Annotated in this window: 10 protein-coding genes and 2 rRNA genes; 7 read left to right on the top strand and 5 right to left on the bottom strand. The window is 40.4% G+C overall.

What is annotated here, in order from left to right:
• The first annotated feature begins 303 nt into the window (after positions 1-303).
• The 5 genes from AC5YCE_RS03720 (at position 304) to AC5YCE_RS03700 (ending at position 6,262) form a co-directional block, all read left to right on the top strand.
• Positions 304-3,200 (top strand): 23S ribosomal RNA (locus AC5YCE_RS03720).
• Between the two features lie 184 nt (positions 3,201-3,384).
• Positions 3,385-3,499: ribosomal RNA gene (gene rrf / locus AC5YCE_RS03715) — 5S ribosomal RNA — on the top strand.
• Between the two features lie 369 nt (positions 3,500-3,868).
• Positions 3,869-5,218, top strand: a complete 1,350-nt coding sequence (locus AC5YCE_RS03710; protein WP_496171098.1) for an aromatic acid/H+ symport family MFS transporter — start codon at positions 3,869-3,871, stop codon at positions 5,216-5,218.
• A gap of 97 nt (positions 5,219-5,315) precedes the next feature.
• Positions 5,316-5,915: a hypothetical protein gene (locus AC5YCE_RS03705; RefSeq protein ID WP_496171097.1), complete on the top strand. Its 600-nt coding sequence runs from the start codon at positions 5,316-5,318 to the stop codon at positions 5,913-5,915.
• A 35-nt stretch (positions 5,916-5,950) separates the two neighbouring features.
• On the top strand, positions 5,951-6,262 hold the full coding sequence (locus tag AC5YCE_RS03700) for an ankyrin repeat domain-containing protein (protein WP_496171096.1): 312 nt from the start codon (positions 5,951-5,953) through the stop codon (positions 6,260-6,262).
• Positions 6,263-6,500: 238 nt separating this feature from the next.
• On the opposite strand, the gene AC5YCE_RS03695 is transcribed toward AC5YCE_RS03700, so the two are convergent.
• Both AC5YCE_RS03695 and AC5YCE_RS03690 read right to left on the bottom strand, forming a co-directional pair.
• Positions 6,501-7,043 (bottom strand): type 1 glutamine amidotransferase domain-containing protein, encoded by a 543-nt coding sequence (locus tag AC5YCE_RS03695; RefSeq protein WP_496171095.1) that lies wholly within the window; start codon positions 7,041-7,043, stop codon positions 6,501-6,503.
• Positions 7,044-7,240: 197 nt separating this feature from the next.
• Positions 7,241-8,263: an alpha/beta hydrolase gene (locus tag AC5YCE_RS03690; RefSeq protein WP_496171094.1), complete on the bottom strand. Its 1,023-nt coding sequence runs from the start codon at positions 8,261-8,263 to the stop codon at positions 7,241-7,243.
• A gap of 339 nt (positions 8,264-8,602) precedes the next feature.
• Here AC5YCE_RS03690 and AC5YCE_RS03685 point away from each other — a divergent pair, with 339 nt between their 5' ends.
• Positions 8,603-10,993 (top strand): YgiQ family radical SAM protein, encoded by a 2,391-nt coding sequence (locus AC5YCE_RS03685; RefSeq protein ID WP_496171093.1) that lies wholly within the window; start codon positions 8,603-8,605, stop codon positions 10,991-10,993.
• Positions 10,994-11,687: 694 nt separating this feature from the next.
• A complete protein-coding gene (locus tag AC5YCE_RS03680; protein ID WP_496171092.1) occupies positions 11,688-12,230 on the top strand; it encodes a DUF2726 domain-containing protein in 543 nt (180 codons plus the stop codon).
• Between the two features lie 118 nt (positions 12,231-12,348).
• Here AC5YCE_RS03680 and AC5YCE_RS03675 read toward each other — a convergent pair whose 3' ends face one another.
• The 3 genes from AC5YCE_RS03675 to creC form a co-directional block, all read right to left on the bottom strand.
• Positions 12,349-12,711, bottom strand: coding sequence for a RidA family protein (locus AC5YCE_RS03675; protein WP_496171091.1), 363 nt, complete (start codon positions 12,709-12,711; stop codon positions 12,349-12,351).
• Positions 12,712-13,060: 349 nt separating this feature from the next.
• Positions 13,061-14,446, bottom strand: coding sequence for a cell envelope integrity protein CreD (creD, locus tag AC5YCE_RS03670; protein WP_496171102.1), 1,386 nt, complete (start codon positions 14,444-14,446; stop codon positions 13,061-13,063).
• 90 nt (positions 14,447-14,536) lie between these two features.
• Positions 14,537-15,997, bottom strand: a complete 1,461-nt coding sequence (creC, locus tag AC5YCE_RS03665; RefSeq protein WP_496171090.1) for a two-component system sensor histidine kinase CreC — start codon at positions 15,995-15,997, stop codon at positions 14,537-14,539.
• Between the last annotated feature and the right edge of the window lie 2 nt (positions 15,998-15,999).

Raw genomic sequence — 15,999 nt, 5'->3', positions numbered from 1 at the left:
CAGTTACCTGCGATCCGATGAGGACGTAGTTAATCATTAACAGCATATATTTGAGTTGAAATAAATTGTTTAAGGCTCAGAACTAAATTGACATTAAATTGTGACACGCAAGTGAAACGATTGAGTGGAAATGAAGAACTGAGAAACTAGCGATTAACTGAATCAAGCGTTTTGGTATATGAATTAGATTGAAGCTGTACAGTGCTTAAATGCACAAGACGCGAACTGTATGATTGACTAAGTAATTGGTTGATCTGTTGCTCATCCTACTTGTAGAGGATGAACGACTGTTTGGGGTTGTATAGTCAAGTAATTAAGTGCATGTGGTGGATGCCTTGGCAGTCAGAGGCGATGAAAGACGTAATAGCCTGCGATAAGCTCCGGGGAGGCGGCAAATATCCTGTGATCCGGAGATTTCTGAATGGGGAAACCCACTTACCATAAGGTAGGTATTGCAACATGAATACATAGTGTTGCAAGGCGAACGAGGGGAAGTGAAACATCTCAGTACCCTTAGGAAAAGAAATCAATTGAGATTCCCTTAGTAGCGGCGAGCGAACGGGGAAAAGCCCATTAAGTCATATCAGTTCTAGTGGAATGCTCTGGGAAGTGCAACCGTAGTGGGTGATAGTCCTGTACACGAAAGGGCTGATATGATGATGTCGAGTAGGGCGGGGCACGTGAAACCTTGTCTGAATATGGGGGGACCATCCTCCAAGGCTAAATACTCCTGACTGACCGATAGTGAACCAGTACCGTGAGGGAAAGGCGAAAAGAACCCCTGTGAGGGGAGTGAAATAGATCCTGAAACCGCATGCATACAAGCAGTGGGAGCCGGCATTGTGTCCGGTGACTGCGTACCTTTTGTATAATGGGTCAGCGACTTACATTCAGTAGCAAGGTTAACCGAATAGGGGAGCCGTAGAGAAATCGAGTCTTAATAGGGCGTTTAGTTGCTGGGTGTAGACCCGAAACCAGGCGATCTATCCATGAGCAGGTTGAAGGTTGGGTAACACTAACTGGAGGACCGAACCCACTGTCGTTGAAAAGCCAGGGGATGACTTGTGGATAGGGGTGAAAGGCTAATCAAGCCTGGTGATAGCTGGTTCTCCCCGAAAGCTATTTAGGTAGCGCCTCGGACGAATACCATTGGGGGTAGAGCACTGTTTCGGCTAGGGGGTCATCCCGACTTACCAAACCGATGCAAACTCCGAATACCAATGAGTACTATCCGGGAGACAGACTGCGGGTGCTAACGTCCGTAGTCAAGAGGAAAACAATCCAGACCGCCAGCTAAGGCCCCAAAATCATAGTTAAGTGGGAAACGATGTGGGAAGGCATAGACAGCTAGGAGGTTGGCTTAGAAGCAGCCACCCTTTAAAGAAAGCGTAATAGCTCACTAGTCGAGTCGGCCTGCGCGGAAGATGTAACGGGGCTAAAACTATGTGCCGAAGCTGCGGATTTGCAATTTATTGCAAGTGGTAGGGGAGCGTTCTGTAAGCCGATGAAGGTGGATTGAGAAGTCTGCTGGAGGTATCAGAAGTGCGAATGCTGACGTGAGTAACGACAATGCGAGTGAAAAACTCGCACGCTGAAAGACCAAGGGTTCCAGTCCAACGTTAATCGGGGCTGGGTGAGTCGACCCCTAAGGCGAGGCCGAAAGGCGTAGTCGATGGGAAATTGGTTAATATTCCAATACTTCTGTGTAATGCGATGAGAGGACGGAGAAGGTTAAGTCAGCCTGGCGTTGGTTGTCCAGGTGAAAGGTTGTAGGCATGTATCTTAGGCAAATCCGGGGTACTCTATGCTGAGAACTGATAGCAAGCTGCACTTGTGCAGTGAAGTGGCTGATACCATACTTCCAGGAAAAGTCTCTAAGCTTCAGTTACACAGGAATCGTACCCGAAACCGACACAGGTGGTCAGGTCGAGTAGACCAAAGCGCTTGAGAGAACTCTGCTGAAGGAACTAGGCAAAATGGTACCGTAACTTCGGGAGAAGGTACGCTGCTGGCGGTGATAACCCTTGCGGTTTGAGCGGCGAGCAGCCACAGAAACCAGGCCCCTGCAACTGTTTATTAAAAACATAGCACTCTGCAAACACGAAAGTGGACGTATAGGGTGTGATGCCTGCCCGGTGCTGGAAGGTTAATTGATGGGGTTAGCGTAAGCGAAGCTCTTGATCGAAGCCCCAGTAAACGGCGGCCGTAACTATAACGGTCCTAAGGTAGCGAAATTCCTTGTCGGGTAAGTTCCGACCTGCACGAATGGCATAATGATGGGGGCGCTGTCTCCAGCAGAGACTCAGTGAAATCGAATTCGCCGTGAAGATGCGGTGTACCCGCGGCTAGACGGAAAGACCCCGTGAACCTTTACTGCAGCTTGACATTGAACTTTGATCTTACTTGTGTAGGATAGGTGGGAGGCTTTGAAACTCGGACGCTAGTTCGAGTGGAGCCAATCTTGAAATACCACCCTGGTAATATTGAGGTTCTAACTCTGCTCCATGATCTGGAGCGAGGACCATGTCTGGTGGGTAGTTTGACTGGGGCGGTCTCCTCCTAAAGAGTAACGGAGGAGTACGAAGGTGCGCTCAGCGTGGTCGGAAATCACGCGTAGAGTATAAAGGCAAAAGCGCGCTTAACTGCGAGACCCACAAGTCGAGCAGGTACGAAAGTAGGTCTTAGTGATCCGGTGGTTCTGTATGGAAGGGCCATCGCTCAACGGATAAAAGGTACTCTGGGGATAACAGGCTGATACCGCCCAAGAGTTCATATCGACGGCGGTGTTTGGCACCTCGATGTCGGCTCATCTCATCCTGGGGCTGAAGCAGGTCCCAAGGGTATGGCTGTTCGCCATTTAAAGAGGTACGCGAGCTGGGTTTAGAACGTCGTGAGACAGTTCGGTCCCTATCTACCGTGGGCGTTGGAAATTTGAGAGGATCTGCTCCTAGTACGAGAGGACCAGAGTGGACGAACCTCTGGTGTACCGGTTGTGACGCCAGTCGCATCGCCGGGTAGCTATGTTCGGAAGGGATAACCGCTGAAAGCATCTAAGCGGGAAGCCTACCTCAAGATAAGATTTCCCAAGGACTTTATGTCCTCTAAAGAGCCGTTGAAGACTACAACGTTGATAGGTTGGATGTGGAAGCATAGTGATATGTGAAGCTGACCAATACTAATTACTCGTGAGGCTTGACTATACAACACCCAAACAGTTGTTGTATAAAAGCTCAATTGATTCGATATACATCAAAATAGCTTGATTCAGTAAGCCGTTAGTATCACAATATTCAACTCAGATATATCTGTTAATAACTTCTTTGACCAAGCAACGGCATACATCAAACGATGTGAATAAGACCCAAGCAAAGTCACAACAGTTGTGCTGGCGACAATAGCAAGAGTGAACCACCTGATCCCTTCCCGAACTCAGAAGTGAAACCTCTTTGCGCTGATGGTAGTGTGGGGTTACCCATGTGAGAGTAAGTCATCGCCAGCTCATTATTCTTAAAACACCCCCTTCAAACGAAGGGGGTGTTTTTTTATGTTTAAAGTATTCTAAAAATTACGTGAAGCAATACTCAGAGCTGAAAGGCACTAAAAAGCTGTTTATAATATAATCAAAATTATTAATGATTATATTAATCAATATATTAAATGCATTGTAGTAATACATTTTTTCAATAAAAATCACTAAAATCACCCATTTCTAGACTATGGTTCAATTTTAAAAAAATACAAATTATGTGAAAGTTATCTCACACACTTTGGTAGCTCAGTGTTGATGAGTAATGCATAAAAATTAAATTCTGCACTGTTCGGATTGCTATCAAAGTTCACTGAATTTCGATCTCACAGGAGGTGAGCAATGTCAAAGCAAGCTTTGAACGTTAATGACATTATTGACGAAGCAAAATTCACACCATTTCACTTCAATGTTGTTGCTTGGTGTCTACTCATTATCCTGTTTGATGGTTACGACTTAGCAATCAATGGCGTGGTCTTACCACTACTTATGGTGGAGTGGGGACTAAGTGCAGTTCAAGCTGGTATGCTCGCCAGTACTGCATTGGCTGGAATGATGTTTGGAGCCATGATTTTTGGTTCTTTAGCAGATAAAATTGGCCGTAAAAAAGTCATTATGATCTGTATCGTTCTATTTAGTGGTCTGACCGCTGCAGGTGGATTTGCATCGAATCCAACAGAATTTGGTATTTTACGTTTCTTAGCAGGTCTGGGGATTGGTGGTGTAATGCCAAACCTTGTTGCCTTAACGTCAGAATATGCTCCGCGTAAAATGCGCAGTACATTAGTAACAACCATGTTCAGTGGTTATGCCGTCGGTGGTGTAATGGCTGCACTATTAGGTTCATGGTTTACCCCGAGTTTTGGTTGGCAAATCATGTTCTTTATTGCGGGTATTCCATTGTTGTTATTACCTGTGATTTGGAAATTCTTACCTGAATCTTTAACATTTATTGTGAAAGAAAATCGTCAAGCTGAAGCACGTCCAATTGTTGCTAAACTTGCGCCTCAGCTCAAAGTTGAGCCTACAACAGTATTTGAGCTTCACCATGTGGATGAGCCTGAGTCGGCAACGGTTGTCAGTTTGTTCCGTCGTGGTCGTATGGTAAATACCTTGTTATTCTGGACAGCATTCTTTACTTGTCTATTGACGATGTATGCATTGAGCAGTTGGTTACCGAAACTCATGATGGCTGCTGGTTATTCTATGGATAACAGCTTGATGTTTATGATGGTGATGAATGTGGGTGCGGTCGTGGGTATTGTGGGTGGGGGTATTCTTGCCGATCGTTTCCACTTGAAACCAGTATTGATGTTCTTAGGTATCATGGGTGCGATTGTAATGAGCTTAATGGGCTTCATGTCGAATCAGTTCCTTTTATATATCTTGGTGTTCTTAGCGGGTGCAGCTTCAATTGGTTCGCAAATGTTGCTTTATAGCTATGTTGCTCAATACTATCCATTGGCTGTACGTTCGACAGGTATTGGTTGGTCGTCTGCGATTGGTCGTATGGGTGCGATTGTAGGTCCAATCATGATTGGTGCATTATTGGGTATGAATTTACCTGCTTATTTCAACTTCATGGCAGTGGGTCTACCTGTGCTGATTACTGCAATCGCAGTTGCTTTGATCATGAGTGAAGATGAAGCTGAGAAGATTAATGCGAGTAAACCTGCTGTAGCAGAAGCTTAAGTATTAGTTTTTAAATAAGAAAAGCCTCCTAAAGGGGGCTTTTTTTATATGTATATTGTTATTACTATCTATGTCTAATAATTGGTTAGAATAATTTATGCAAAAAGATTGGATTGATTATGTAGTCGCTTTGAGTAGTGCTTTAACTCCTATATTAGTTATTTTATTAACTGGTTTAGGGTGGCATATTAAAAAAAGAGTAGAAAAGACGAATGAGATTGAGCTTAAGAGCTTAGAGCGCATCAAAGAGTTGGAAGATAAGCTACATGCAGACCGAATTGAAACTTATAATTTATTGCTAGAACCTTTCATAATTATGTTTACATCAGATGCTATATTTAATGCAGATGCTAAATACAAAGGTAAGACAAAGGAACAATTAAGTATTGGAAAAATGCTAAGTGTGGATTATCGTAAGGTAGCATTTAAACTATCCCTAGTTGCTGATGATTCTGTTATTCGTGCTTATAATGCATTGATGCAACATGTATATTCTTATAATAAGATTAATGATAAGTCTGCTGAGAGCACATTAGCACAAACCTCTATTTGGATCTCGTTATTGTCTGAAATGTTATTATCAATTAGAAAGAGTATGGGTAATGCTTCAACTGAGCTAGATAATTGGGAAATGATAGAGTGGTTTATGTCGGATGCGGCAGAACTTAAAAATATTTATTTATCTATTCAAAATTGATAAATAAATTTAATCTGATAAAGATGGTAAATTTTATGCAATTCAATTCAATTTCCCCAATCCCTGAAGATGATGAAGAACTTCATCTTCCTGAACTTGTGTACTGGTCATCCATCGGCGAAGTCGCAGAAGTTGAAAAAACTTTAGCCAATGGTATTGACGTAAATCAAACCGATGAAGAAGGCTATAGCGCATTGCAAGCTGCCGCTGAAAATGGCTACCTTGATGTGGTTAAACTCCTTGTAGCTAAAGGTGCGAATGTCAGTTACAAAGGTGAGTACACCGCATTGCAACTGGCTGAGATGGCAGAGCAAAAAGAAATTGTAGAATTTTTAAAACAATTTTAAGTATTCAAAAGAATAAAGCAGAAAAAGAAAAGCCCATCATCCTGATGGGCTTTTCTTCGTATCGGGTTGTTTAGGTTTAACTCCTGTCTAACCTCACGTCCTGATGCTCAAACATATTATTGTTGTTTTTCGTTTGGGAAACGTCCTGTTTCCTGATGTATTCAGAATAAGAAAAAAGAGAACTCATGCCTAGAAGCAGATAACAGCTTTAGATGTAAGCATTTTCGTACAAAATTCACTAAGTCTCTAATTCTTCAAGAATCGCTTGGTTAAAGGCAGGAATATCATTTGGATCTCTTGAAGTAATGAGTACCCAGCCACCTGTATTACAACGATGAACCTGTTCATCGACCCAGTTTGCACCTGCGTTTTGTAGATCAAGTTTAATACTTTTATAGGAGGTCAGATTTTTATCACGAATACGCTCAGCATTAATCAACGTCCAAGGTGCATGGCAAATCGCAGCAATCGGCTTTTGATGATCAGTAAAGTACTGAATGATCTTTTGAGCGTTAGCATTGGTTCTCAATGTGTCTGCATTTACTGTTCCGCCCGGAATCACCAAAATATCGTAATCTTCTATTGCGACATTTTCTAAAGTCGTCTGCGGGGTATATCGTGTTGCAGGTGTTTTATCACTTTTAACCGTTTGGACCTCTTCATTTTTCTCAGCAGCATGAATCACTTCAATGCCTTTGCTTTGTAAAAACTCAAGAGGCTTAATCAATTCATCCTGTTCAACACCTTGATTCGATGTAATAAATAGTGCTTTTTTGGTCATTTTGGTTCCCTCATATGATATATGCAAGCTCTATCTAAACTAACAATCGATTGACGATTCAGCTGTAAGACTTTGAAGTGAAATCTGTTCAAAATACGTGACAAAAGTTGTAATCAATCATTTCTAATTTTTAAAAATTTCATCTCTGCATTCACTTTCTCATTAAAAAGTAAATCGAAATTTTGAAATGGTGACTGCTAACGAACTCCAGTCCCTAGATTCTTTTCAATAAATTCAATACTGCTGATTTTTAATTGATCCAACGCTTCTTTTTCCACAGGATAATGACCACCTTTAGGAAGCATCACCACTTCGTGCGGAACACTTAATCGTTTTAATACTTCTTGGCTCAGTGACAAAGGTGTCCAATGATCTTCAGCAGGCTGAGTCAACAATACTGGACATTGCACAAATGACGACACGTGATAAGGCGGTTTATAGTTCATATAGCTGTTTAAAAATTTAATGCTCATGGTGTTACCCGCAGAAGTTTTATCTTTGAGCATGATCTTCAAGGCTTGCGGGTCATTGGTCAGTTTAGACATTTTAGAGACCAAAGACATGGGTAAAGGAATGCTACCCATAGGCGTCTTGGCTGTTATTTGCATGGCGGGTAGTAGGAGTGGGCTTATTGGACTAAAACGCATTGTGCCTTTTTTGACATCTAAATTTTGCTGATCTAGAAAAGTCATGCCAATAATGCCTTTGATATTTTGATTCTGCATAGCGACATGCATCGTGAGCATCCCACCCGCTGATAAACCGTACAGGAAAATAGGGCGATCATCTTTCTTGGCTTCCGCATCTACAAAATCGCTAACCAATTGAATCCAATCTTGATAAACAATTTTCGATTTCGAAGGATATTGAGTTAAGCCATAACCGGGAAGATCCAGAGCTAAGCTTTCAAACCCAGCTTGAGCAAGTGGATGTCCTAAAACCAAACTCATTTGACGCCCATTGGTGCCGACACCATGCAATAAAATGACTTTTGCTTTGGAATTAGGTCGAGGATAATAATCAACATGGACCTGATGCTCTTGCCAAGCCCAAAAATATTCTTGTGGAAGGTCATGCTCACTCAACTGATAAGCTTGGGGCATTCGTTGTTGTAATTTCTTCCATGCATCTTGTTCTGTATACCATTTCTGTTGTGGTGGACTTGCCCATACCACGGATTGAATAAAGACCATTAAAGAGATAAAGAAGCGTTTAATCATTAGGGGTAACCCTTTATTTTTTTGTTAACGCTATGCTGATATTGTGAATTTATAAATATCTTAAATGACTGTACTTTTAGATTTATGGTCAATGCGGTAAAAAAATGAAAAAAGATGATGATTTTAAATAGAAAAATAAAACCTTCCATTTGTCGGATATTGATTATTTAACCTATTTCAACATTCTAAAAAAACGAAATGAGCAGAAAATTGTTAAAATCCTATTTTGATTGTTTTTTAATCAAGCAACATGGATGGAATTCATGGTAAAATACTCGGCTTTCATCTTCTTTGATCTTTTTTTGAGATCATCCATCTGCCAGCCGAGAATTGCTAGCCATGTCTACTGCTTATACTATGCAGACTGCGCCAAAAGCGTTGTTTGATTACGACAAATATTGGGCGTCATGTTTTGAACCTGCGCCATTTTTGCCGATGTCACGCGAGGAAATGGATCAACTCGGTTGGGACAGTTGTGACTTTATTTTAGTCTGTGGCGATGCCTATATTGACCATGCATCGTTTTGTTCAGGCATTATTGGACGTGTGTTAGAAGCTCAGGGCTTCCGTGTTGGTATTATTGCACAGCCTGATTGGACCAGCGTGGATGCGTTCCGTGTTTTAGGTAAGCCTAATATTGCTTGGGGTGTGACCGCAGGGAATATGGATTCGATGATCAACCGTTATACGGCGGATCGTAAAATCCGTTCTGATGATGCATATTCACCAGACAACGTACCGAATAAACGCCCAGATCGTGCTGCAACTGTGTACTGCCAACGTGTTCGTGAAGCTTATCCAGATGTTCCAGTCTTGCTGGGTGGTATCGAAGCTTCACTACGTCGTATTGCACATTATGACTATTGGTCTGACAAAGTTCGTCGTTCAGTGTTAATGGATTCGAAGGCTGACTTACTGATGTACGGTAATGGTGAGCGTTCAATTACAGAAGTCATGCATCGTTTGGCGCGTGGTGAAAAAATTCATGAAATTACCGATGTTCGTGGTACAGCGTTCATCGTAAACAAACTCAATCGACCTTCTAAAGCGAAGTTTGTCGAGATTGCATCGAATGATGTGGATACCGTAGGGCGTGTCGATCCGATCATCAATCCTTATGTGATGACTGAAGATTTAGATGGTTGTGAAATTGAAAAAGACAAAGGCAACTCTTTAGCTCAGTATCAAGGTTTTCAAAAAGAAGCTGTTGCGAATCCAATTGTTCGTGCAGGTGATGATTTAGACGAAAACACTCAAATTGTACAGTTACAACCAATTTCTAAAGCGATTAAACACAAATTACCACCTCGTGAATTGGCTGTGATTCGTTTGCCATCTTTTGAGGAAGTGGCAATTGATCCTGTTTTATATGCACATGCCAACCGTATTTTACATTTGGAAACCAATCCAGGTAATGCGCGTGCATTGGTGCAAAAGCATGGTGAACGTGATGTGTGGCTGAACCCACCGCCAATTCCATTAACCACAGAAGAAATGGATTACGTGTTTGATTTACCTTATGCACGTTTACCACATCCATCTTATGGAAATGCACGTTTCCCTGCATTTGACATGATTAAGTTCTCCGTCAACATCATGCGCGGATGTTTCGGTGGCTGTACTTTCTGTTCAATTACAGAACATGAAGGTCGTATTATTCAAAACCGTTCTGAAGAGTCGATTCTTCGTGAAGTGGAAAAAATTCGTGACACAGCACCGGGCTTTACCGGCATTATTTCGGACTTAGGTGGCCCAACGGCAAACATGTATCGTTTGCACTGTAATGACCCTGAGATTGAAAAAAACTGTCGGAAGCCATCTTGTGTGTACCCGGGTGTGTGTCAGAACTTATTGACTGATCATGCTCCCTTGACGCAGTTGTATCGTAAAGCACGTGCAATTAAAGGCATTAAAAAGATTTTGATTGGTTCGGGACTGCGTTATGACCTTGCAGTATTAAACCCTGAATACGTGAAAGAATTGGTCACACACCATGTGGGTGGTTATCTTAAGATTGCACCTGAACATACCGAGAAAGGTCCATTGTCGAAGATGATGAAACCGGGAATCGGGACCTATGATCGCTTTAAACAAATGTTTGATCGTTTCAGTAAGGAAGCAGGTAAAGAGCAGTACTTAATTCCATATTTCATCGCGGCACATCCAGGTACAACGGATTATGACATGATGAATTTGGCGATTTGGTTGAAGAAGAATGGCTTCCGTGCGGATCAAGTACAAACCTTCTATCCGTCACCAATGGCGACTGCCACCACGATGTACTACACAGGTAAAAATCCGCTGTCTAAAGTCGCGCGTTATACCGAAAGTGTGGATATTGTGAAAGGCGAGAAGCGTCGTCGTTTGCATAAGGCATTCTTACGTTACCATGATCCAAACAACTGGCCTTTACTACGTGAAGCCTTAAAGGAAATGGGGCGTCAGGATTTGATTGGTAATTCGAAGCAACACTTGATTCCGACCTATCAACCTGCGGGAACAACTGAAGGTCAGTATCAATCCGCACGGAAGAAGAACTCAACTGTGGGTGGGGATTCACAGAAGCGTAGTGATCAAAATCAATCACGTCCTTCAAATACCAAGAAACGTCCTGAGCGGGGTCAAATTTTGACTCAGCATACCGGTCTGCCTCCACGTGAAACAGGGGATCGTAAAAAACCGAGTGGCTCAAAACCAAAAAACAATGCTAAATCGAGATCACGTGCTTAATTACTGAGTTATATTTGAATAAACAGGATGCTTCGGCATCCTTTTTTGTGGATAACTTTTTTCACAATGTTGATAAGTTTTAATACAGACTTTATCTAGAAATGAATCCAATATATTTTCTAAAAAGCTTAAAAAGTCGATGATTTCTATCTGAAAAAATTGTTAAGACGAGTTATTTGGTTTATAAAAGAAAGATTGGGGATGTCACAGTAATGTCATTTAACAATTTTTGGATGAAATCTTTTTTTGTTAGTGTTAAAAATAGTAGATCAAGGCAGAATTAAGAATAGGTTGATGCAAGGATTGGGTCATACAGTTTGTGGTTAGATTGCTCTTATTTTTAATAAAAAGTATTTTCATAGCAAAATTATTTTTTGTAGATCGAAGGCTTTACACTCATGAGACTGGTATTTGGATTATTCGATGGGTTGGTGGTTAGATACTGATCAAAGCGTTAAATGATTTTGATTTCATCTTGCTTAAATGTGCTACAAATTCTTATCTTAAATAATTGAAAAAATGACTTTTTGAAAATAGATTCAATAGACTGGTATTCTAGGATGCCACTCTAAAGTGTATAAAAATATGGTAAAGACGTTGAATGGATTCAATGAGTGGTCAATAAAAAGCGTTTTATTACAAATAAAATGTTAAACAACAATGAATTATAAAAATACACATAAGGATTGAAACAATGGACATGATGATTGTCGTGAGTGTAATCGCACTTACCATCGTGATGATCGTTGCTTATAACGGATTAAAAGCTAAGCAACCATCGGACAGTATCTTAAGGCAGAGAGCTGTTTTTAACGCGGAAGAGCAAATGACTTTTGCTCGAATTAAAGAAATTTTACCTGAGGCAAATGTATTTGCTCATGTTTCATTTGATGCTTTACTCACGACGAAATTCCCACGGACTCGACGTAAATACGCCAGCATGTTTGCGGACTTTGTCGTGTTAGATCGAGATTGTCATGTGGTGGCTGTTGTTGCATTGGGGGATGCGAGTTTATCAAAGCGTAATCATTCTGCGATACAACAAGATGCTTTGTTGGAGGCAGCAGGATATCGACTCATTCGCTATGAGCATGTGCCTGAGTATCAACAATTACGTGAAGATTTTTTGACTGAAATTGTTGAAATGCAACACAAACCCAGTGTAAGTGTGGCTGAATTGGGGAAGTTTGAAGTGTATTCATCTACTGATTTGGCTAAAGCACGTATCTATGGGTAGTGAATATTCGAGTTGGATGAATATAAAAGGGGATAAAGATAAAAAATGCATGTGAATACATGCATTTTTTAAAGAAATCCTTTGAGAGTCTAAAAAAAGATTTTGCCTAACATTATGGCTACTCTGCTTCAGGTTTGACAGCAACCACTGTGAGTTCGACTAAAACATTGGGGTCATAGAGTTTGGCTTCGACACAGGTGCGAGGTAGGGCTTCAATATCTGCAACCCATGCATCCCAGACTTCATTAAATGCAGCATAGTCTTTTTCAATATCTTTTAAATAAATAGTCACACACATAATATGGCTTTTATCTGTACCTGCATCTGCTAAAAATTGGTCAACCATATCGAAGGTTTGTTGCGTTTGACCTTTGATATCTAAACTCAAATCTGAAGCCAACTGACCTGCCAAATGAACTAAATTTCCTGAAATGGCAATTTCTGAAAAGCGTTTTGCGACGTGAAGACGTTGTACAGCCATGTCATTTCTCTTGTTTATTTCTAGATCATTTGAGTTTACGTGAAGATAGTGACTGTGCAAATGCATTTACCCATGATCATGTGTAGTTTTCAATCCGTACTAAACGTTTATAGCTAAAAAATAAAGAAACAATGTTGCTCAGGGCAAATAATGATATTCCCTAAATTTAAAAAATGAATGTGTAGACTTCTGAGTTGATTTAAACAAAATGCAAATGATGTATTTATACAAAAATGTTCATTCAAGCATTTTAAAGATGGTTTTGTTTGCATCACTAAGCTCTCCAATAATTTAAGTTGGTAATGAAGGTAGTGCTCAGGATCAATAGCTCGATCCTGAGCAGAATCTGTTACTTCAAAGTTAAATTCGAACTATTGTTTTGATTCAGTTCGTACCATTTCACATGTCGAGTGATATACATCACACCAGCCAGTAAAATGAAGGACAAAATTGAACCCATGAGGAAGGTCTTACCACTAGATTGTAGAAGCAAGTAAACCATGCTATACAAAGCGCTGAGGATAATGCTGAACATTGCGGCAGCTTTTAAGCCTTGCATGATGTAATACAAATACCATGTCATGAGTAAAATGCAGGCTATGGCAGCAACTAAATAAGCCAGTGCAAAGGCATAATATTCACTGATCGATAACAGTAGGAGAAAGAAGATAGCTTGTGCCAAAGCCACTAGGGTGTATTGAATCGGGTGAATTCTTAATCCTTTTAGGACTTCGAATAAAAAGAAGCTGGCAAAAGTAATGAGTATGATCATCACACCATACTTAATCGCACGGTCAGTTTGGCTATAGATATTTACTTGTTCGATAAATTCAGCACTGAGCCCCATTTTTGTTTGAATTTCATATTCATCTTGAGAGGCTGAAAAGCCCTGACTTAAATTTTTTAGACACGCCTTACTTTGACACTTTGCAATTTCTATTAAGTTGTTGTTACCCACTGCAATATTGTTCCATTCTGCATTGAAGTGATCATTACGGCTCAATTTATTGAATGGGAGAATTTGACCATCGTACTTGATATCTTGCCAATTACCTTTGGCTTTATATTGAAACTGATGACTGGTTGGGATCAGTACAAACTTAGTTAAACCTTCAATACTCAGTTTGCTGTTAAATTTAAATCCATTTTGAACGGCAGAGATGAGTTCAGGATGCTTTTCAGCACTTAATGTCAGCAAGTCAAAACCTGACTGTGCACGATTTTCATCAGAGAAATTAAACTCATAGGTTGTCGAATCAATTAGAATGGTTGGCTTTGCTTTTAAACCACGGGCATCACGAATTGGAAAAACAATTTCAGCTTTATTCCACTCAAAATTAGTTTCTTCAACAGGAGGTTTAGAAAATTGTCCAATGGCATTCAAATTATTTTGATAACTGATCGCACGATAAATACTGCGCTTATAATTTTGATCCGATACTAAAAAATCGGACTCCCACGATGTTCGATCCGCACTGATATAAGCCCATTTTAAAGAATTACATTGTTTAGTTGCATCATTTGAACAGGGCACTAATTTTGTATAGGGAATGCGAATATAGGGCGAAATAATACTTTGCTCACTGACTTGATTTTGAGCAATATCATTTAAAAAATGTTGTTGATAACTTTGCCGTTCTGAAACAAGACTAGATAAGAATAATAAACCGATACAGAACAAGCCCATCAGCCCAGCGATGGTTAAAATTTTAAAGCCTAAGAAATTTCTTTGCATCATACATACCTTCTATCTACTTTGTATCGGTATGAGTGTGCAAAAGGGAAATGCGTTTTACTTGAAGTTGGCACGAAGTTTATATGAAGTTTAAGTGAACTTTTTAGGTAGTTTTAAACTCACTAAAACACCTGAATCATGCTGTTCTATAAATGCCAGTTGATTCGTCGCTATATTTTTAATGTCAATGTTACCATGATGTTGTTCGACTACTTTTTTTACGATACTCAGTCCAATACCCGAACTACGTTGATTGTTGATCGGACGAGGCAAAGAAAAATAACGATCGAAGATTTGATTCAATGCATACTGAGGAATGGCTTCAGTTTCATTAAAGACCTGAATCAGAACATGATCTTTTTCTTCATGCACATGAATGCAAAGCTTTGACTGATGAATTGAAAAATCTATAGCATTATCAATAAGATTATTCAGTGCTTGTTGTAGCCAAAAATCATCAGCCTCAATCATGCAAGGCTGTTTTAAATCGAGAAAAAGTTGTAATTTTTTGTGCTGAATTTGACTCTGATTTTGTCTGATGACGTGTTGAATCACCTTCGTCAAATCTAAGCTTTGGGCTTCAAGCACATGTTGATTTTTTTCCAAACGGGTCAGCAGTAGCATACGATCAATCAGCGTTTTTAGACGCTGGCTTTGGGCATGAATATGATCTGCAAATTTTCGTTGATCATCCGGAGGTAAATCTTCTTTGAGTAGCTCAGCACTGGCTTGAATCGCGGTTAAAGGACTTTTAAGTTCATGAGTGAGGGTATTGACGTAGTGTTCCACATAAGCACGATCTTCAAGTTTTTCTCGCATGTTTTCTACCGCTTGAGCCACCAAATTCAGCTCTTTAGCGGAGCGGAAATGTGGCGTTTGATTCACCGGTGCAAGGGCTTGGGCATATTTTCGTACTCGATCAATACTGTGTTTTAACCAATAAGCGACCAAACTAGCCAGAAATAACGATAATAGGGCAATCCAAAATGCTTGGCGAATCAGTTTGTCTTCAGCACGTTGTAAATAAGGTTGTACCGAACTGTTCGGTTTGCCAATACTCACCACACCAATAAGCTTTTGCTCATAGAAAATTGGTGCGGCAATAAACATAATACTGCTATTACTGTCATTATAATCCGCTCTTGTAGAACGCACGCCGTATTTGCCTTGTAAGGTCAGATAAACATCATTCCATTTGGAATAATCTTGTCCTAAAGCCAGATCTTGCGAATCGTAAATGACTTTGCCTTGAGCATTGGTGATGTAAATCTGCTGATTGATTTGCTGTTTATTGTGTTGCCAAATGGTGGCATTGAGTTTTCGATTTAAGGCATTTTGAATTTTTTGATCAAACTCGGGTGTGGCGACTTGTCCACTCTGTACATCTTCAGCGACCAACATGGCAATAATATTGGCATTTTCCGCTAAAGTATCTTCTACCACTTGGCGCATATTCGGTTTGACTTGTTGGTTAAAGACATATGACATGAACCAGAGCCCAAGTAAGATGACTAAACCAAAAAAGAACCAAATCCGAATAAAAATAGACATGT

Source organism: Acinetobacter sp. CY79 (assembly GCF_059515845.1).
This window is presented reverse-complemented; position numbering and strand designations above follow the sequence as displayed.